The 18,668-nt window shown below is 71.6% G+C and carries 19 protein-coding genes; 11 read left to right on the top strand and 8 right to left on the bottom strand.

Features of this window, described 5'->3' with window-relative positions; genetic code table 11:
* Positions 1-59 precede the first annotated feature (59 nt).
* The 5 genes from sigE to ACZ69I_RS17865 all read left to right on the top strand — a co-directional run bounded on the left by sigE (position 60) and on the right by ACZ69I_RS17865 (position 5,426).
* Entirely contained in the window at positions 60-833 is a 774-nt protein-coding gene (gene sigE, locus ACZ69I_RS17885) for an RNA polymerase sigma factor SigE (protein WP_467670964.1), read from the top strand.
* An 89-nt stretch (positions 834-922) separates the two neighbouring features.
* Positions 923-1,843, top strand: a complete 921-nt coding sequence (locus ACZ69I_RS17880) for a zf-HC2 domain-containing protein (RefSeq protein ID WP_470833162.1) — start codon at positions 923-925, stop codon at positions 1,841-1,843.
* A gap of 131 nt (positions 1,844-1,974) precedes the next feature.
* Positions 1,975-3,951, top strand: coding sequence for a S1C family serine protease (locus tag ACZ69I_RS17875; protein WP_470833110.1), 1,977 nt, complete (start codon positions 1,975-1,977; stop codon positions 3,949-3,951).
* A 224-nt stretch (positions 3,952-4,175) separates the two neighbouring features.
* Positions 4,176-4,637, top strand: a complete 462-nt coding sequence (locus ACZ69I_RS17870; RefSeq protein ID WP_470833109.1) for a sec-independent translocase — start codon at positions 4,176-4,178, stop codon at positions 4,635-4,637.
* A 120-nt stretch (positions 4,638-4,757) separates the two neighbouring features.
* Entirely contained in the window at positions 4,758-5,426 is a 669-nt protein-coding gene (locus ACZ69I_RS17865; protein WP_467670969.1) for a hypothetical protein, read from the top strand.
* Between the two features lie 236 nt (positions 5,427-5,662).
* On the opposite strand, the gene ACZ69I_RS17860 is transcribed toward ACZ69I_RS17865, so the two are convergent.
* Genes ACZ69I_RS17860 through ACZ69I_RS17850 form a run of 3 tightly spaced genes read right to left on the bottom strand, consistent with a single transcriptional unit; the run spans position 5,663 to position 8,665 of the window.
* Positions 5,663-6,796 (bottom strand): Mrp/NBP35 family ATP-binding protein, encoded by a 1,134-nt coding sequence (locus ACZ69I_RS17860; RefSeq protein ID WP_467670971.1) that lies wholly within the window; start codon positions 6,794-6,796, stop codon positions 5,663-5,665.
* A 44-nt stretch (positions 6,797-6,840) separates the two neighbouring features.
* Positions 6,841-7,398 (bottom strand): DUF1003 domain-containing protein, encoded by a 558-nt coding sequence (locus ACZ69I_RS17855; RefSeq protein ID WP_467670973.1) that lies wholly within the window; start codon positions 7,396-7,398, stop codon positions 6,841-6,843.
* The gene (locus ACZ69I_RS17850; protein ID WP_467670975.1) at positions 7,388-8,665 is read right to left on the bottom strand and encodes a magnesium transporter MgtE N-terminal domain-containing protein; all 1,278 of its coding nucleotides are present in this window, start codon (positions 8,663-8,665) and stop codon (positions 7,388-7,390) included. The genes ACZ69I_RS17855 and ACZ69I_RS17850 overlap by 11 nt, the downstream gene beginning before the upstream one ends.
* 247 nt (positions 8,666-8,912) lie before the next feature.
* Between ACZ69I_RS17850 and ACZ69I_RS17845 the strand changes: the two genes are divergently transcribed.
* On the top strand, positions 8,913-9,632 hold the full coding sequence (locus ACZ69I_RS17845; RefSeq protein ID WP_470833161.1) for a hypothetical protein: 720 nt from the start codon (positions 8,913-8,915) through the stop codon (positions 9,630-9,632).
* A gap of 87 nt (positions 9,633-9,719) precedes the next feature.
* On the opposite strand, the gene ACZ69I_RS17840 is transcribed toward ACZ69I_RS17845, so the two are convergent.
* Entirely contained in the window at positions 9,720-10,226 is a 507-nt protein-coding gene (locus ACZ69I_RS17840; RefSeq protein ID WP_467670977.1) for a hypothetical protein, read from the bottom strand.
* 44 nt (positions 10,227-10,270) lie between these two features.
* Positions 10,271-11,407 carry a magnesium and cobalt transport protein CorA gene (locus tag ACZ69I_RS17835; RefSeq protein ID WP_467670979.1) on the bottom strand — a complete coding sequence of 379 codons (1,137 nt, stop codon included), beginning with the start codon at positions 11,405-11,407 and terminating at the stop codon, positions 10,271-10,273.
* Positions 11,408-11,902: 495 nt separating this feature from the next.
* Between ACZ69I_RS17835 and ACZ69I_RS17830 the strand changes: the two genes are divergently transcribed.
* Positions 11,903-12,487: a suppressor of fused domain protein gene (locus ACZ69I_RS17830; RefSeq protein WP_467670981.1), complete on the top strand. Its 585-nt coding sequence runs from the start codon at positions 11,903-11,905 to the stop codon at positions 12,485-12,487.
* 18 nt (positions 12,488-12,505) lie between these two features.
* On the opposite strand, the gene ACZ69I_RS17825 is transcribed toward ACZ69I_RS17830, so the two are convergent.
* Positions 12,506-13,759: an MFS transporter gene (locus tag ACZ69I_RS17825; protein WP_470833106.1), complete on the bottom strand. Its 1,254-nt coding sequence runs from the start codon at positions 13,757-13,759 to the stop codon at positions 12,506-12,508.
* 164 nt (positions 13,760-13,923) lie between these two features.
* Between ACZ69I_RS17825 and ACZ69I_RS17820 the strand changes: the two genes are divergently transcribed.
* The 3 genes from ACZ69I_RS17820 to ACZ69I_RS17810 all read left to right on the top strand — a co-directional run bounded on the left by ACZ69I_RS17820 (position 13,924) and on the right by ACZ69I_RS17810 (position 16,295).
* The gene (locus ACZ69I_RS17820) at positions 13,924-14,565 is read left to right on the top strand and encodes a DUF6758 family protein (protein ID WP_467670985.1); all 642 of its coding nucleotides are present in this window, start codon (positions 13,924-13,926) and stop codon (positions 14,563-14,565) included.
* A gap of 95 nt (positions 14,566-14,660) precedes the next feature.
* Positions 14,661-15,536: a PHP domain-containing protein gene (locus ACZ69I_RS17815; RefSeq protein ID WP_467670987.1), complete on the top strand. Its 876-nt coding sequence runs from the start codon at positions 14,661-14,663 to the stop codon at positions 15,534-15,536.
* 153 nt (positions 15,537-15,689) lie between these two features.
* Positions 15,690-16,295, top strand: a complete 606-nt coding sequence (locus tag ACZ69I_RS17810; RefSeq protein ID WP_389715352.1) for a MarC family protein — start codon at positions 15,690-15,692, stop codon at positions 16,293-16,295.
* Between the two features lie 88 nt (positions 16,296-16,383).
* Here the strand turns inward: ACZ69I_RS17810 and ACZ69I_RS17805 are convergent, their stop codons facing one another.
* Positions 16,384-16,536 (bottom strand): hypothetical protein, encoded by a 153-nt coding sequence (locus ACZ69I_RS17805; RefSeq protein ID WP_467670991.1) that lies wholly within the window; start codon positions 16,534-16,536, stop codon positions 16,384-16,386.
* A gap of 181 nt (positions 16,537-16,717) precedes the next feature.
* Between ACZ69I_RS17805 and ACZ69I_RS17800 the strand changes: the two genes are divergently transcribed.
* Positions 16,718-17,671 (top strand): NYN domain-containing protein, encoded by a 954-nt coding sequence (locus ACZ69I_RS17800; protein ID WP_470833103.1) that lies wholly within the window; start codon positions 16,718-16,720, stop codon positions 17,669-17,671.
* A gap of 43 nt (positions 17,672-17,714) precedes the next feature.
* On the opposite strand, the gene ACZ69I_RS17795 is transcribed toward ACZ69I_RS17800, so the two are convergent.
* Complete coding sequence (locus ACZ69I_RS17795; RefSeq protein ID WP_470833101.1) at positions 17,715-18,590, bottom strand: alpha/beta fold hydrolase; 876 nt, start codon at positions 18,588-18,590, stop codon at positions 17,715-17,717.
* Positions 18,591-18,668 lie beyond the last annotated feature (78 nt).

The following is an 18,668-nucleotide window of genomic DNA, read 5'->3' as shown; positions in this document are numbered from 1 at the left end:
CGAAGCCCGTACCAAATTCACGTAAAAACGCTTATCCGGAGCTAACGGGCGAGGTGGTTATGGTAGGGGCTCCACTGGACACCACCAGAGCCGACAGGGGAGGTGCGGCTGCGTCCGCGGATCGGGGAGGAGCGCTCCGGCGTTTTCTCGGGTTGGCGGGTGAGCCGAAATCCGTGACCGACACCGCTGACCGCATCCGTGCCAACGACTCCGCTCAGACCGCGACCTTTGCCGCTGACGCGGAATCGCAGGCGTGGACTCCGCCCACCTGGGAGGAGATCGTCAGCACGCACAGCGGCCGCGTGTACCGCCTGGCGTACCGCCTGACCGGCAATCAGCACGACGCCGAGGACCTCACGCAAGAGGTCTTCGTCCGTGTCTTCCGGTCCCTCTCGACGTACACCCCCGGCACATTCGAGGGCTGGCTGCACCGCATCACCACCAACCTCTTCCTGGACATGGTGCGCCGCAAGCAGCGCATCCGCTTCGACGCGCTCGGGGACGACGCCGCGGAGCGGCTGCCGAGCCGCGAGCCGTCGCCTCAGCAGGTGTTCAACGACACGCACTTCGACGCGGACGTCCAGCAGGCGCTCGACACGCTTGCGCCCGAGTTCCGCGCCGCCGTGGTCCTCTGCGACATCGAGGGCCTTTCGTACGAAGAGATCGCCGCAACACTCGGCGTCAAGCTCGGTACGGTCCGCAGCCGTATCCACCGGGGTCGCTCGCAGCTGCGCAAGGCCCTCCAGCACCGGTCTCCCGAGGCCCGCGCGGAGCGCCGTTCGCTCGCGGTGACCGGAGCCATGGCGCTGGGAGGAGGGGGCGCGACCGCGTGAGTGGATCACGGTCGAATCCTGCCGAACGGCACCTAGCCGAGGCCGAGCAGCATCTGGGGGACCGGCTGGCCGCCCTTGTGGACGGCGAGTTGGGTCATGACGCGCGCGAGCGCGTCCTCGCGCATCTGGCGACCTGTCCGATGTGCAAGACCGAGGCGGACGCGCAGCGCCGCCTGAAGAACGTCTTCGCGCAGGCGGCCCCGCCGCCGCCGTCCGAGAGTTTCCTCGCCCGTCTCCAGGGTCTTCCGGGAGGCGGTTCCGGGCCGTCGGGAGGACCTGGCGTGCTCGGTGGTGACGAGGGGTTCGCCACCGGAGCCACCGACTCCGCGGGTCTGCCGCGGGGCGGGATCTTCGGCGTGAGCTCCGACCCCTTCGTGGAGTACGTGCCGACGGGCGCCCACGCCGCGGTACTGCCCGGCGAGCAGCACGGCTTTCGCATACACGAGGTCACCCGGCACGAGGCGGAGCGGTCGCTCTGGCGCGGCCGCCGTTTCGCGTTCGCGGCGGCGGGCGCGGTGTCGCTGGCCGCGATCGCGCTCGGCGGCGTCACGGTGGGTGCTCCCGTCGGTTCGGGTGACACCCGTGCGGGCGGCTCCGGCAGCAATGTGACCCCGGAGCGCAGCCAGGGCCCCGGCGCCTCGGCGACCTCCGACTCCGTGCGGCGCCGCGGTGGCGGCAATCCGCTGTCGGTGCAGGGCCAGCGCCCCGGCGCCCTGTCGGTGCCGGTCGCGCCGACCGAGGTCACGGGACCGCTGCTGCCAGGACCTCCCACGCAGCCGCTCCGCCCCCGCGGTTCGGTGTACGAGCTGACGGCTCCGATGGTGGCGGGCGCCGCCACCATCTCCCCGCTGATACGTCCGGTGCCGCAGGGTCGTCGTTCCGGTGTGCTGCCCGGCACGGACCTGCCGCAGGCGGAGGACCCGGTGGTGGCGAGGGAGTCGAATCCGGTGCGGACCACGGCGGCGTCCCCGGGCACGGGGCCGCTGAACGGCACGTCGCAGATGCGCTGACCCGACGGTGCCCTGCGCTTCCGCGCGGGAACCTGGTTGAATCCTCGGTGGGCCGTGCTCGCCGGGGATCGTGGCGGGCGCGGGGTAGACCATGCGAACGGCGTCCGCCGCGGGCCAGTTGTGGGGAGAACATGGACGAGGGGAAGCCCACGAAGGCGAACTGGTGGAGTCGCCCCCGCCCGGAAGTGCCGGGATCGGCGGACCAGTTGCCCGCCGAGGTCCCCGCCGGGCCCCCGGACCAGCCGCAGACGCCCACCCCGGGCACCCCACGGCCCCCCGCCGATGAGGCGGCCCCCCTCCCCGGTAGGGCGCCCGCTGCCCCGGCGCCGTCTCCGGACCAGCCGCTGACGCAGGCTGCGGGAGCGCAGCCCCAGCCCGCCGACCCGGCCGCTGCCTTCCCTGGTCAGCCGCCCGCCGCCCCGGCGCCGGACGCCTGGGCCCTCGACGCTCCGGCGCAGGCCCCTTCGGCGCAGGATGCGGTGTTGTCGTCCCGGTCCGGCGGCACCGTCCCCGCCCCCGCCCCCTCCGCGCAGGATGCCGTGTCGGCGTCCCAGTCCGGCGGCACCGCCTCCGGCCCCGCCCCGCACGGCGGGACCCCCAGTGGTTCCATACCGGCCGCCGGGGCCCCGTACGGGACCACGGACGGGGGCGTGGCCGCTCCCGTGACCGCGCAGCATCCGCCGGTCCGGGACGGGGCCTCCGCGGGGCGGCCGCAGCCCCTGCACGATCCGGATCCCTACAGCACTCCGCCCTACGGTGAGCCGGGGCCTTGGGCGCCCGCGCCGCCGGTGCAGCACCCCGGGGGTACTCCGGCCCGCGGCACGGCCCTTCCCGCCGCCGCGCCGGGCGCCGAGACAGCCCACGGGGCGCCCGGCCCCGGTGCCGGTGCCACCCCGCCCCCGTACAACACCGTCCCGCAGGCCCGGCAGCCCTACGACCCGTGGAACGCGCCCCTCCAGCAGATCGGCTCGCTGCCCCCGGAGACCGCGGAGAAGCGGCGCAAGCGGGCGAAGCGGATGCTGGTCGGCGGGGCGGTCGTGATCGCTCTCGTGTCCAGCCTCATCGGTGGCGCGGTCGGCTCGTACCTCGAGCGCAACGGCGCCGACGACATCGAGCTCCGCCAGCCGGGCGCGGAGTCCGCGGACCGCCCCAAGGGCAGCGTCGCCGGCATCGCGTCGGCCGCCCTGCCCGGCGTCGTGACCCTGCACGTCAGCGGCGACTCCGCCCAGGGCACCGGCACCGGCTTCGTCCTCGACGCCAAGGGGCACATCCTCACCAACAACCACGTGGTCGAGCCCGCGGGCACCGGAGGCGAGGTTTCGGTCACCTTCAGCGGCGGCGAGACCGCCAAGGCCGAGGTCATCGGCCGCGACTCCGGCTACGACCTGGCGGTCGTCAAGGTGTCCCACGTGCGCGGCCTGAAGCCCCTGGCCCTCGGCAACTCCGAGAACGTCCAGGTCGGCGACCCGGTCGTGGCCATCGGCGCCCCCTTCGACCTGGAGAACACGGTGACCTCCGGGATCATCAGCGCCAAGGAGCGGCCCATCACCGCGGGCGGCGAGAAGGGCGACGGCAGCGACGTCTCGTACGTGGACGCCCTGCAGACCGACGCGCCCATCAACCCCGGCAACTCCGGCGGCCCCCTCGTCGACTCCAGGGCGCGCGTCATCGGCATCAACAGCGCCATCCGCTCCGCGGACGAGGGCTCCGCCCCCACCGGCGGCCAGGCGGGCTCCATCGGCCTCGGCTTCGCCATACCCGTCAACCAGGGCAAGCGCGTCGCCGAAGAGCTGATCAACTACGGCAGGGCGACGCACCCCGTGATAGGCGTCACGCTCGACACCCAGTTCACCGGCGACGGCGCCCGGATCGCGGACAAGGGCAAGACCGGCGGCCCGTCGGTCAACACCGACGGCCCCGGTGACAAGGCGGGTCTCAAGCCGGGCGACGTCATCACCGAGGTCGACGGCCGCCCCGTGCACTCCAGTGACGAACTGATCGTCAAGGTCCGCGCGCACCGCCCGAAGGACCGCCTGCGGCTGACGGTCGAGCGGGGCGGCGGCGACCGCGAGGTGACCCTCGTGCTCGGTTCGGCCGACGGCGACTGAGCGGGCGGCGCGGGCCGGAGGGGGCGGCGCGGGTCCGGCGGACGGTGGAGTCCGGGTAAAGGACTGGCCAGGACTGATCCGCGTTGTCGTGCAGCGGCTACCGGACGGACATGAGCGGCGGGTACCGTGGTTCCGGTCCGGACCATGCAAGACCTGCTGCGCACCACCTGCCACCCATGCACGGACGACCTGCCGCGGGCTGAGGACATCGCAAGGAGCTCTAGGTGTTCAATGACATTGGCGCACTCGAGATAGTGGCGCTGGTCGTCCTCGCCGTGCTCATTTTCGGTCCGGACAAGCTGCCGAAGGTCATTCAGGACATCTCCCGCACGATCCGCAAGATCCGCGAGTTCTCCGACAGCGCGAAGGCGGACATCCGCGAGGAGCTCGGCCCGGAGTTCAAGGACTTCGAGTTCGACGACCTGAATCCCAAGAAGTTCATCCGCAAGCAGCTCGACAACGATGAGCTCGGGATCAAGGAGATCCGCAACGGCTTCGACCTGAAGAAGGAGATGAACGAGGTCGCGGACGCCGTGCACGGCCGCGACAGCGACTCCTCCGAAGCCGGTTCGGGGGCCGCCGCCGCCTCGTCCGGCGGAGCCCGGGTAGACATGCAGAAGAAGTCCGCGGAGCCCGGGAAGCTCGACGCGGGCGACCCGCCGCCGTTCGACGCGGACGCCACCTGAGGCATCGCCTGAACTGCCGCCGCCAACAGGTGTGGCTATCCTGCCTTGTTGTCCGGCGTGAGGACGCCCGAGGGGGGCGGGCCGCTCCGGACACACGAGAGCGAGGAGGCGGCCGGGTACATGGAGACGACTAGTCGGGTGGGCGCGCAGGCGCCGGCCGCGGACGGCACCGCACAAGCGGTGCCCTCCGCCCGGCGCACGATCGACGGCTACCTGCTGGCGCCCTTCCCCTGGTACGGCCTGGACGAGGCCTTCACGGGGCAGCGCTGGCTGATGCAGGTCGGCGCGACGTCGGACGGCACCGTGGAGCACGGTTCGATCGGACACGGCGAGGAGCCGTCCGTCCGTGCCGACGGCGTCCTCGGCAACAGCGACAAGGAGCGCTTCGCGGTCGTGGTGACCGTCGCGGCCAACCCCGTTCGGCGCAGCGCGGACGGTACGGGTGTCCTGGAGGCCACCTCGGTGTCCTCCGCGGCCTGGCTCGCCGGGGTCGGGCTGCTGTCGTTCACCTGGCCCATCCAGATGGACCACACCCTGCGCGACGACTGGCTCGACCAGCAGACGGAGACGGCCTGGGTCCTCGCCGACGACCTGGAGGGCTCCGACTGGTCCTCGCTGTCCCTGCCGGTGGACGGGGTGCCGACCCCGTTCCACTACCGCGAGTCCGAGTACGGCTGGGTGCTCGCGGGCTCCACGAAGGAGGGCGTGCATCTGGGGGCGTACGGGCGGGGGATGAGCGCTTATGGGTTGGGGTTTTCGGTGATTGGGGACATCGCAGCGTACGCCTAGGGCGGCGGGCTGAACGGGGTAGGGGGGCGCCGTCGGGGTGACGGCGCCCCCCTACCTACCTCGTGTGCGGGAGTTGGTGGGTCGCTGCGGGTTCGTGGGGGTTGCTCGCGCAGTTCCCCGCGCCCCTGGAGGGCTTCGCCCCCGGGCGCCCGTAGGGCGCTTTCAGGGGCGCGGGGAACTGCGCGGTCAGCCCCCACTGCCTGGGGGCGACAACCGGCCGTACGGGGGCAGGACGGTCAGAACTTGTTGCGCGGGGTCAGGCCCAGCGTCATGCCTGAAAGGCCCCGCTGGCGGCCGCCCAGTTTGCCCGCGATCGCGCGGAGGGCCGCGCCCGCGGGGGAGTCCGGGTCCGTGAGGACGACCGGCTTGCCCTCGTCGCCGCCCTCCCGCAGGCGGACGTCGATCGGGATGGAGCCGAGGACCGGCACCGTCGCGCCCGTCGTCTTCGTGAGGCCCTCGGCGACCCGCTGGCCGCCCCCCGTGCCGAAGACGTCGACCATCTCGTCGCAGTGCGGGCAGGGCAGGCCCGACATGTTCTCGACGACGCCGACGATCTTCTGGTGGGTCTGCACGGCGATGGAGCCGGCCCGCTCGGCGACCTCGGCGGCGGCCTGCTGCGGGGTCGTGACCACCAGGATCTCGGCGTTCGGGACGAGCTGGGCGACCGAGATCGCGATGTCGCCCGTGCCCGGCGGCAGGTCGAGCAGGAGCACGTCCAGGTCGCCCCAGAAGACGTCCGCGAGGAACTGCTGGAGGGCGCGGTGGAGCATCGGGCCGCGCCATACGACCGGCGCGTTGCCGGGGGTGAACATGCCGATGGAGATGACCTTCACGCCGTTCGCCGACGGCGGCATGATCATGTTCTCGACCTGGGTGGGCTTGCCGTCGGCGCCCAGCATGCGGGGCACGGAGTGGCCGTAGATGTCGGCGTCGACGACGCCGACCTTCAGGCCGTCCGCCGCCATCGCGGCCGCGAGGTTCACCGTCACCGAGGACTTGCCGACGCCGCCCTTGCCGGAGGCGACCGCGTAGACGCGGGTGAGGGAGCCGGGCTTGGCGAAGGGGACCTCGCGCTCGGCGGTTCCGCCGCGCAGCGCGGACGCCAGCTCCTTGCGCTGCTCGTCGCTCATCACGTCGAGGGTGACGTCGACGCGCGTGACGCCCTCGACGGCGGCGACCGCGTCGGTCACGTTCTTGGTGATCGTCTCGCGCATCGGGCAGCCGGAGACGGTCAGGTACACGGTGACCGCTACCGCCCCGTCAGCGGCGATGTCCACCGATTTGACCATCCCCAACTCGGTGATGGGTCGCTGGATCTCGGGGTCGTTCACCGTCGACAGTGCTTCGCGCACCGCGTCTTCCGTAGCCATACGACCGATAGTACGGCGCGGTAACCCCGCCCGGGAAAGGGCTGTCAGCGGTCGCCTACATCACTCCCGCGCGAACCCTCCGGCGGGAATAGCGCGCGCTGCTCCTCCAGCTCCTTGACCAGGTCCTGGAGCTCGGAGCGGATCCAGTCGCGGGTCGCCACCTCGCCGAGGCCCATGCGCAGCGAGGCGATCTCGCGGGTGAGGTACTCGGTGTCCGCGATCGACCGCTCGTTCTGCTTGCGGTCCTGTTCCAGGTTGACGCGGTCGCGGTCGTCCTGGCGGTTCTGCGCGAGCAGGATCAGCGGAGCGGCGTACGACGCCTGCAGCGACAGCATCAGGGTGAGGAAGATGAACGGGTAGTGGTCGAAGCGCAGGTGGGCGGGGGCCGCGACGTTCCACACCACCCACAGGATGATGACGACCGTCATCCAGACGATGAACCTGCCGGTGCCGAGGAAGCGCGCGATGCGCTCCGAGAGCCGGCCGAAGGCCTCCGGGTCGTAGTCCGGCAGGAGCTTGGGGCGCGGGGTCCTCGGCTGGTCCAGCCGGAATCGCGGGCTCCGCGGCTCGGCGCGGTTGTCGCGCTCACGGTCAGCCGCCATGGCCCGCTCCTTCCTCCTCCAGGTGGAACTCCGTCTCGCGCCAGTCGTCGGGCAGCATGTGGTCGAGCACGTCGTCGACGGTGACCGCCCCGAGCAGCGAGCCGCCCTCGTCGACCACGGGCGCCGCCACCATGTCGTACGTGGCGAAGAACCCGGCGACGGCGGGCAGCGTGGCACCCGGCGCGAGCGGCTGCAGGTCGTCGTCGAGGATCGAACCGACCAGCGTGTACGGCGGATCGCGAAGAAGGCGCTGGAAGTGCACGGTCCCCAGGTACTTGCCCGTCGGCGTCTCGTCCGGCGGCCTGCACACGTACACCTGGGCGGCGAGTGCGGGGGAGAGGTCCTCCATGCGCACCCGCGCGAGGGCGTCGGCGACCGTCGCGTCGGGCCGCAGCACGATCGGCTCGGTCGTCATCAGACCGCCGGCCGTGCGCTCCTCGTAGGCCATCAGGCGCCGCACGTCGGCCGCGTCGTCCGGCTGCATCAGCGTGAGCAGGCGTTCCTTGTCCTCCTCGGGCAGCTCGGCGAGGAGGTCGGCCGCGTCGTCGGGGTCCATGGCCTCCAGGACGTCGGCCGCGCGCTCCTCCTGGAGCTTGCCGAGGATCTCGATCTGGTCGTCCTCGGGGAGCTCCTCCAGGACGTCGGCGAGCCGGTCGTCGTCGAGGGCGGCGGCCACCTCGGTCCGTCGCTTGGGGGAGAGGTGGTGCAGGACGTTGGCGAGGTCGGCGGGGCGCAGCTGTTCGAAGGTGGCGAGGAGGTTCTCGGCGCCCTGCCCGTGCTCCTCCAGGGAGAACCCGTCCACGGCGGCCCATTCGACGGTGAGGGTCTCGCCCTTGCGCCGGAAGGTGCCGCCCTTGCCCTTGCGCACGAAGACCCGGTCGATCTCCCAGTCGCGGCGCGCGGGCAGCTGCTGGATCGACACGTCCAGGACGGTCACCTCCTCGCCGGTCTCGACCAGGTGGACCCGGCGGTCGAGCATCTCGCCGAGGACGAGCCGCTCGGTGGGCCGCTGCTCGAAGCGCCGTACGTTGAGCACGCCGGTGGTGATGACCTGGCCCGACTCGATGCCGGTGACGCGGGTCATCGGCAGGAAGATGCGGCGCCGCGTCGACAGCTCGACCACGAGGCCGAGCAGCCGAGGGGGCCTGCGGCCCACCCGGAGCATCGTCACCAGGTCGCGCACCCGGCCCACCTGATCGCCGTTCGGGTCGAAGACGGAGATGCCGGAGAGGTGTGACACGAAGACCCTGGGGGCGCCTGCCGCCATGCGTGCGCCTCCTTCAGGCCGGGGGGTTCATGCCGTTTGGTCCGTCAATACGGGCTTCAGGCTAGCCCGTCCCCGTCGGATACGCCCCGGCGGAGGGTCCGGACGGACTGCCTCCGATCGACTCGTCCGTCCCGGGTACGCTGCCGTACTGCCGAAGCCGTAGAGCTCGTCCGCACGAGAGGCAGCGCCACCTGTGACCGTACTTCCCCCGGCCAGCCGCGCCCGCAGGGCAGCGTTCGTGAGCGCGATGTGCGCGGGCCTGGTGGCGGCGTCCACGGGCCTGACGGGCTGCGGTGGCGGAGAGGATCCCGACGCCGGAACGAACGGTGTCGGCAAGCTCTCCGCGTCGAAGATCCAGGGCAAGGCGGAGAGGGCGGCCGGGGCGGCGTCCGCGGTCCGGCTCTCCGGCACGGTGGTGAGCAAGAACCACACGTACACCCTGGACATGCGCCTCAAGGGCGAGGGCGGCACCGGCTCGGTCACCTCGAAGGGGCAGACATTCCAGCTGCTGCGGGTCGGCGAGGAGCTCTACCTGAAGGCGGGCTCGGAGTTCTGGAGGCACGACGGCGGCGCGGCCGACGGGAAGTCCGGGAGCGGTGACGGGGCCGCCGCGGCCAAGCTGGACGACAAGTACGTGAAGGTCCCCCAGGGCGACCCGGCCTACCAGCAGCTGAGCGGCTTCACGGACAAGGACAAGCTCCTGAGCGGCATGCTCACCCTGCACGGCACGCTCGCCAAGGGTGACCGGGGCAAGACGGGCAGGCTCCGCACCATCAGGATCACCGGCGACGAGGGCGCGGGCGGCACGCTCTCCGTCTCCCTGGACGGCAAGCCCTACCCTCTGCGCCTGGAGCGGGGCGGCCACGCGGGCACCCTGAAACTCACCGACTGGAACGAGGACTTCCCCCTGAAGGAGCCGGGGAAGGACGAGATGGTCGACTACGGGAAGCAACTCCCCACGTCCTGAGAGGCAAGCCCCGCAGGGGCGAGCCTCCGGGGGCGCGGGGAACTGCGCGAGCAACCACAACCCACCCGCAGAGCGAAGCACCCGCCCTTAGCGCCGCCTGCGCTTGAGGAGCAGCCGAGGAAGCCCCCCGGGCAAAGGCTCCCGAGTGGTCGCCCCCGTAGGCAGCGGCGCAGCCGCGAGGGATCCCGAGGGGAGCGCGGAAACCCCGCCACGCGGAGCGAGCCGGACCACCCGGCACTGCTCGGCCCACCGCACGGTCACCCCGTCCGGCGCGTTCAACCGCTTCCCCTTGAGCTCCGCGACCGCCGCCTCCCATGCCTCGGAGCCGGGCGCGAGCTCGCTCACGTCCGCCGTCCAGGCGACCAGACGTCCGCCCTTGTCCTTGCTGCGCACGGTCACCTCGGCGGTGCCTCCGTCGACGAGCCCCGGCAGCGGCTGCTCGCCGGGCCCGTCGCCCACGAGGTGCACGGCGCCCTCGTGCCAGACGTGCCAGAGCGCCCGGGCGGGCGAACCCTCGCCCTGGACCCAGACGAGGCCGGACTTCTTGGTGGCCTCCTCGACGAGGGCGCGCTCGAGCAGCGGGTCAGCAGTCATGGGCGGCAGCCTATCGAGTGACGCCCCGCGGCCGGCCCCGGCCGTCACAGCCAGCCGTTGCGCTTCAGGGTCCGGTGGATCGCGAAGCAGACGCCGCCGATGAGGGCGAGGACCATCGGGTAGCCGTACCGCCAGTGCAGTTCGGGCATGTGCTCGAAGTTCATGCCGTAGACGCCGCAGACGGCCGTCGGCACGGCGATGATCGCCGCCCACGAGGTGATCTTGCGCATGTCCTCGTTCTGCGCGACGGCGGCCTGCGCGAGGTTGGCCTGGAGGATCGAGTTGAGCAGCTCGTCGAAGCCGATGACCTGCTCCTGGACGCGCGTGAGGTGGTCGGCGACGTCCCGGAAGTACTTCTGGATGTCGGGGTCGACGAGCCGCATCGGCCGCTCACTGAGCAGCAGCATCGGGCGGAGCAGCGGCGACACGGCCCGCTTGAACTCCAGGACCTCGCGCTTGAGCTGGTAGATCCGCCCGGCGTCGACGCCGCGCGAGCTGCCCTTGCCCTTGCTCGGCGCGGAGAACACCTCGCTCTCCACGTCGTCGATGTCGTCCTGCATGGCGTCGGCGACCGCGATGTACCCGTCGACGACGTGGTCGGCGATGGTGTGCAGCACCGCGGAGGGGCCCTTGGCGAGCAGCTCCGGGTCCTCCTGGAGGCGGCGCCGCAGGGCGCGCAGCGAGCCGTGGCCGCCGTGCCGCACGGTGATGAAGAAGTCCCGGCCGGTGAAGCACATCACCTCGCCGGTCTCCACGACCTCGCTGGTGGCGGTGAGTTCGGTGTGCTCGACGTAGTGGATGGTCTTGAAGACGGTGAACAGCGTGTCGTCGTAGCGCTCCAGCTTGGGGCGCTGGTGGGCGTGGACCGCGTCCTCGACGGCGAGGGGGTGCAGCCCGAACTCGGCGGCGATACCGGCGAATTCGGCCTCGGTCGGCTCGTGCAGGCCGATCCAGGCGAAGCCGCCGCGGCGGCGCACCTCGAGCATGGCCTCGTGCGGGGTGAGGGCGTCGGCGCACCCCAGGCGGGCGCCGTCCCGGTAGACGGCGCAGTCGACGACGGCTGACGCGGCGTCACGGGTCGCGTCGTAGGTGTCGTACGACGCGGGGGAGGAAGGGTAGGAGGTGCCGTCCTTGCGCAGCGAGGGGCGGACGGCGGCACGAAGGTCGCGGATCATCGACATGGGCAGGCTCCTTCGGCGGAGGCGACCTGCGACGGTTGGAACTGCCCGGAATGGGGACGTCCTATGGCGGAGTGTTTGGCACGTCCACAAAGCGGGGAGCACCGCACCGTCGCGGTGGCAGCTTCGCTACTGACACAGATCAGGGAACTCAGACAGATCAGGTGGGAACGAAGTGCTCTTCCGTCGCACACGGCACGAAAGGTGCTCGCGAGGCGTGTGTGTGCGCAGCTACAGGGCTGCGTGATTCACCGGGCGGAAGAGCGGGTGGTACTGCACGGTCGACTTCGGTCCATTGCAGCCCCACCTCCTCCGGCCGGTCCCCCGTAAGGGAAGTCCCATGCGCCCTTCACGCCAGTGGCGCAAAGTCAGTGTCTGTCTGCAGGGCTTGAAAGCGACGCTTCTGCGTGCTGCCCTGAGCCAGCGGCCAACACTATCAGCCGACAGAAGTGTCAAGCCCCCGCTTTGCCCTTACCTGACGAGATCTATGCTCACGTCATGGCTGATGTTCTTGCGCTGGTCGAGGCCCATTTCCGTACTGGCCTGGGGGAACCGGACGCGCGCGCCGCGGTGACCTTCCTGGGCACCGACCGCGTCGAGGTGCTGCGGTTCACGGACGGCGACGTCGTGCGCTACGCGACGCTCGGCATGTCCGCGCAGCCGATGGCCGACCCCACGGCCGCGCTCGCCGACCCGGTCAAGGGCCCGCGTGCCGAGCTGGTCCTCTCGGTACGAGGGGGGCTCGTCGACACGGACAAGGTGCTGCGCCCGCTCGCCGTCCTCGCCGCCTCGCCGCAGGTCGAGGGCCTGGTCGTGGTGCCCGGTGCCTCGCTGGACGTGGGTGAACCGCTGTGGCCCGGCGCGCCGTTCACCTCGGTGCTCGTCGCGGAGTCCGGCGGCCTGGTCGAGGACCTCGGCCTCGACGCGCCCATGGAGCCCGTACGTTTCCTGCCGCTGCTCCCCATGACGCCGAACGAGGCGGCGTGGAAGCGGGTGCACGGCGCGGCGGCCCTCCAGGAGCGCTGGCTGAACAGCGGTACGGACCTGCGCGATCCGCTGCGCAAGTCCGTGTCCCTGGACTGAAGTCCGGCCGCTCGTCCTTCAGTTGGCGAAGACGGTGACGCCGTCCTCCGTGGCGTGCCGCGGTTCGAGCTCCTCGGCCTCGTGCGTGAGGGCGTTCCTGCGCACCCACACCACGACCGCGCCCAGCACCGCCGTGACGGCCGCGACCACGAACGGGACGTGGATGTCGCTCCACTCCTCGATCTTCGGCGCGAAGAACGGCGCGGCGGCCGCCGCGAACCAGCGCACGAAGTTGTAGCCCGCGCTGGCCACCGGGCGCGGCGCGTCGGAGACGCCGAGGGCGAGCTCGGTGTAGACGGTGTTGTTCACGCCGATGAAGGCGCCGGACAGGATCGTGCAGACGACGGCCGTGACGTGGTTGCCGTAGCCGAGCACCAGGACGTCCGCCGCGAGCAGGACCAGCGAGCCGCCGAGCACCTTGAGCGAGCCGAGCCGCGCCTGCAGCCGCGGCGCGACGAGCACCGAGAAGACCGCGAGCAGCACGCCCCAGGCGAAGAAGACCGCGCCCGACTTGTACGGGGTCATGTCGAGCACGAACGGCGTGAAGGCGAGCACGGTGAAGAACGTGTAGTTGTAGAAGAACGCCGAGGCCGCCGCCGAGGCGAGCCCGCCGTGGCCGAGTGCCTTGATCGGGTCGAGCAGTGACGTCTTCCGCGCGGGCTTCGGCTGCTCCTTGAGGAACGCCGTGATGCAGAGGAAGCCGATCGCCATCAGGGCCGCGGTGCCGAAGAAGGGGTAGCGCCAGCTGGCGTCGCCGAGCAGCGCGCCGACCAGGGGCCCGCACGCCATGCCGAGGCCGAGCGCCGACTCGTACAGCAGGATCGCGGCCGCGCTGCCGCCGGCGGCGGCGCCGACGATGACGGCGAGGGCGGTCGAGACGAAGAGCGCGTTGCCGAGCCCCCAGCCCGCGCGGAACCCGACGAGCTCGCCGACCGAACCGGACGTCCCGGAGAGGGCCGCGAAGACCACGACGAGCGCGAGGCCGAGCAGCAGGGTCTTCTTGCCGCCGATGCGGCTGGAGACGAAGCCGGTGACCAGCATGGCGACCGCGGTGATCAGGAAGTACGAGGTGAAGAGGAGGGAGACCTGGCTGGCGCTCGCGTCCAGGCCCTTGGCGATGGAAGGCAGGATCGGGTCGACGAGTCCGATGCCCATGAACGCCACGACGGACGCGCCCGCCGTCGCCCACACGGCCTTCGGCTGGCGCAAGAGGCTGCCCGCCCCGGCGTCGAACGGGTCCCCTTCGGCAGGGCCTCCTGTGCTGCTGTGCATACAGCCGCTCCTTCGCTGCGTCCCACGAGGTTCGTTGATGTATACACACATTAAGTTAGGCGGGCTAATTAATGCAAGCTACATATAGTTTCGCCTGGTGACGGGGCCACCGGACGGGTGATCGTCCTTGACGGGGCGGCGACCGGGGAGGACCGTTGGTCGCTATGAGGGGCGAACCCAGTTGCCCGAAGTGTGGTGGCCGGGTCAGGGCTCCCGGTCTCTTTGCCGACTCCTGGCAGTGCGACGTGCACGGCACCGTGCATCCGCTGCAACCCGTGATCCCGCCCAGCGTCGAGGCCCTCCAGGTCGTGGTGCACCGCGCGCAGGTGCCGGTGTGGATGCCGTGGCCCCTGCCGGTCGGCTGGCTGTTCACGGGTGTGGCCTGCGCGGGGGACGACCGCAGCGGTGGCCGCGCGACGGCCGTGGCCTGCTCGGGGCCCGCGCCGCTCGGCGGCGTCGGGGAGCTGGTGCTCGTCGCCGAGGAGCTGGGCGTCGGCCTCGGCGCGCGGTACGCGGGCATCGACGGCCCCGACCCCGGCCCGCACATGAGTGTCGAGAAGCCGCCGCAGGCCAAGGTCCTCGCCGCCGGGCGGCCGACGCCGATGTGGCACGTCTCCGGGACGCCGGACGACCGCGCCGTGTTCGCGGGCGAGGCGCGCGGCCTGTGGCTGTGGGCCATCGCGTGGCCGGAGCAGTCGGGCCTCCTGATGTACGACGAACTGGTCCTCACCGATCTGCGCGACGCGGGCGCGGAGGTGGACCTGCTGCCGTGCGGCGCGCTCTCGCCACGGCTCCTGACGCCGTGAGCGATGCCTCGTCAGGGGCGGGGTACGGGGCGCCGGGTTCCCGTTATCCTTGAGCGTCCCCTTCTTCCGCCCGTCAGAGCACTGGAGCCAGCGTCGTGCGCATCGATCTGCACACCCACTCCACTGCGTCCGACGGCACGGACACCCCGGCCGAGCTGGTCCGCAACGCGGCGGCCGCCGGGCTCGACGTCGTCGCGCTGACCGACCACGACACCACCCGGGGCTACGCGGAGGCGAAGCGGGCCCTGCGCGAACTGCCGTCCGGACCGACCCTCGTGACCGGCGCCGAGCTCTCCTTCAGCCTCGACGGCATGGGTCTGCACATGCTGGCCTACCTCTTCGACCCCGAGGAGCCCGAGCTCGCCCGCGAGTGCGAACTGGTCCGCGACGACCGGGTGCCGCGCGCCAAGGAGATGATCGGCAAGCTCCAGGGGCTCGGAGTGCCGGTGACCTGGGAGCAGGTCGCCCGGATCGCGGGCGACGGTTCGGTCGGCCGCCCGCACATCGCCGAGGCGCTCGTCGACCTCGGCGTCGTGCCCACCGTCTCCGACGCGTTCACCGCCGAGTGGCTCGCCGACGGCGGCCGGGCCTTCGCCGACAAGCACGAGCTCGACCCCTTCGACGCCATTCGCCTGGTCAAGGCGGCCGGCGGCGTCACCGTCTTCGCGCACCCCGGCGCCATCAAGCGCGGCAAGATCGTGTCCGACTCGGTGATAGCCGAGCTCGCGGCGGCAGGCCTCGACGGCATCGAGGTCGACCACATGGACCACACCCCCGAGACCCGCACCAGGCTGCGCGGACTCGCGGCGGACCTCGGCCTGCTCGTCACCGGCTCCAGCGACTACCACGGCAGCCGCAAGACGTGTGTGCTCGGGGAGTTCACCACCGACCCCGAGATCTACGGCGAGATCACCCGCCGCGCGACCGGGGCGTTCCCCGTGCCGGGAGCCGGCGGAAGCCCCGCCGCGTAACAGCCCGCACCGCGCAGGGCCGTCCTCCACGCGCCTCTCCTCACCGCACCTCACTTCACCGCATCCACCGGTTCCGTGGCGGCGGCTGCCGCGCCCTGCGCACGGTGCCGCCCGGCACGGCTCCTTCGTACGACTCTCTGCAAGGCCATCACTGTGTTCGACGTTGCCGTCTTCGGCTCCCTCTTCCTCACCCTGTTCGTGATCATGGACCCGCCCGGGATCACCCCGATCTTCCTCGGGCTGACCGCGGGCAGGCCCGCCAAGGTGCAGCAGCGGATGGCCTTCCAGGCCGTCTGCGTCGCCTTCGGCGTCATCTCGGTCTTCGGCCTCGTGGGCCACCAGATCCTCGACTACCTGCACGTCTCCGTCCCCGCGCTGATGATCGCGGGCGGACTGCTGCTGCTCCTCATCGCGCTCGACCTGCTCACCGGCAAGACGGACGAGCCGAAGCAGACCAAGGACGTCAACGTCGCCCTGGTGCCGCTCGGCATGCCGCTGCTCGCCGGGCCGGGCGCGATCGTCTCCGTCATCCTCGCCGTGCAGGACGCCGACAGCGTCGGTACGCAGCTCTCCGTCTGGGCGGCGATCGTGGCGATGCACGTGGTGCTGTGGCTGGTGATGCGGTACTCGCTGCTGATCATCCGCGTCATCAAGGACGGCGGCGTGGTGCTCGTGACCCGGCTCGCGGGCATGATGCTCTCCGCCATCGCGGTGCAGCAGATCATCAACGGCGTGACGCAGGTGATCAACGGCAGCTAGCGGCCGCCCCGGGTGGGTCGCCCCCGGGTGTGTCGGCGCATACGAAGGGCCCCGTACGGATTCCGTACGGGGCCCTGCGACGTCTGCGTTACGAGGCCGAGGTGTCGGCCGGGCGGATGTAGATGCGCTGGCCGATCGAGGCGGCCTGCTGCACGATCCGATTGACGGAGGCGGCGTCCACGACGGTGCTGTCCACGGCCGAGCCATCGACGTCGTCGAGTCGCATGATTTCGAAGCGCATAGGGCTTCTCCCTTCGTCTGGTCATCCTCCTGCAAGGAGAACTGCTGTGTTCCTGATGGGTACAACGAGTTGCTCGGTGCAAACATTCCCTACGCTAAGGAAATTTTTCGAGAACCTAATTACTTGCGAGTAGCGAGACCAGTTGTGTTCGCTGTGTGACCGGCGGGAGACTGGACCCGATATGAACGACGCCGACCCCAGCGCAGTCGACCCCTCCGCGGCCGACCCCGCCACCGCCGCGCCCGACGCGGCCGAGATCAGCGCTCAGCTGGAGCGCGCCAACGGACTGCTCGCGCGCGTGCTCGCCGAGGTCGCGAGGACCCCGTCCACGCACGCGATCTTCGTCGACGCCGGGTACCTGTACGCGGCCGCGGGCCGCCTCGCGGCCGGGACCGAGGACCGGCGGGCCTTCGACCTCGACGCGGAGGGCCTCATCGACGCGCTCATCGACAAGGCCAGGACGATCTTCGCGGACAGCCGTCTGCTGCGCGTCTACTGGTACGACGGCGCCAGGCGCCGCATCCACACGACCGAGCAGCAGTCGATCGCCGAGCTGCCCGACGTCAAGGTCAGGCTCGGCAACCTCAACGCCAACAACCAGCAGAAGGGCGTCGACTCCCTGATCCGCAGCGACCTGGAGTCACTGGCCCGGCACCGCGCCATCAGCGACGCGGCACTGATCGGCGGCGACGAGGACCTGGTCTCGGCGGTCGAGGCGGCGCAGGGGTACGGCGCGCGGGTCCACCTCTGGGGCATCGAGGCGCCCGACGGCCGCAACCAGGCGGAGGCGCTGCTGTGGGAGGTCGACAGCCAGCGCACGTTCGACCTCGACTTCTTCAAGCCGTACGTCACGCGCCGCGCCGTCACGACGTACGAGGCGGGGGCCACCGTGCACCGCCCCACCCGCGAGGACGTCCGCTTCGTCGGCGCGCAGATCGCCGCGAAGTGGCTCGCCGCGCGGGGGCGCGAGGCGCTGGTGGGCCTGCTGCCCGGCCACCCCTACCTGCCGGGCTCCGTGGACCAGGACCTCCTGGTGGAGGCGGAGCGGCTCCTGCAGTACTCGCTGCGCGGGCAGGCGGATCTGCGCCGGGCGCTGCGGGACGGGTTCTGGGAGCACTTGCAGGCGCAGTACTGACCGTGCAGGAGTGACCGCGCGGTACTGACGCGGTGCCGCGAGGTCAGTGGCGGTTCCAGAAGTCGATCAGGGCCGCCGCCGTCTCGGCGGGGCGGTCGGTGTTGGGGGAGTGCTCGGCGCCGTGGATCACCGTGCGGTGGGCGTGCAGGCGCTCCGCCATCTCGTCCAGGAGCGGCACGGGCCAGGTGTCGTCGCGCTCGCCGGACACCACGTGCTTGGGCAGCGGCAGCGCGGCGAGGTCGGCGACGCGGTCCGGCTCCGTGGAGAGCTGCCTGCCCGTGGCGATGAGCTGGGCGGGGCTGTGCAGGAGCCAGCGGGCCCGCAGCGCCTCGTCGAGACCGCCCTCGTCGGCGCCGGTCTCCACGTCCTGCGGGGGCGGCGGCTCCATGGCCCGCATCGCCTGCCACACCTCGTCCATCGAGTACACCTTGAGGGCGTCCGCCAGCATCGCGGCGCGTTCCCGCTGGGCGGGGGCGATCGCGGCGGGGCCCGAGGACATGAGGGTGAGGGTGGCGAAGGCGCCGGGTTCGAGGAGCGTGGCGGCGCGGGCGATCTGGCCGCCCAGGGAGTGCCCGAGGAGGTGGGCCGCCGCCGGGGCCGCCGCGAGGGCGGTCGCCTGGGCCAGCACATCGCGCGCCAACTCGGCCTGGGCGTACGCCGATTCGTCGTCCGGCCCCGCACTCTCGTACTGGCCGCGGCCGTCCACGGACACCGCACGGTAGCCCGCGTCGGCCAGCGGCTCCAGGAGGGTGATGAAGTCCTCCTTGCTGCCGGTGAAGCCGGGGACGAGGAGCACGGTCCCCCGACGCCGGACACCCGCGGCGGGCACGGCGTCGAGGACGGCGAAGTCACCACGGGCGGTACGGAGGGTGCGCGCGGTCGCACACGGGGGCGGGACGAAGGTCGGGGGCCTGCTCATGAGCCGAGGCTAACGGTCGTCGCACCACGCGCGAAGGCCCGCCCCGGTCGGGGGCGGGCCTTCGGTACGGCGGACCGG

Source organism: Streptomyces sp. NPDC036815, from assembly GCF_055609205.1.
Note: the sequence above shows the minus strand (reverse complement) of the source record. Positions and strands in the feature narration are given on the sequence as shown.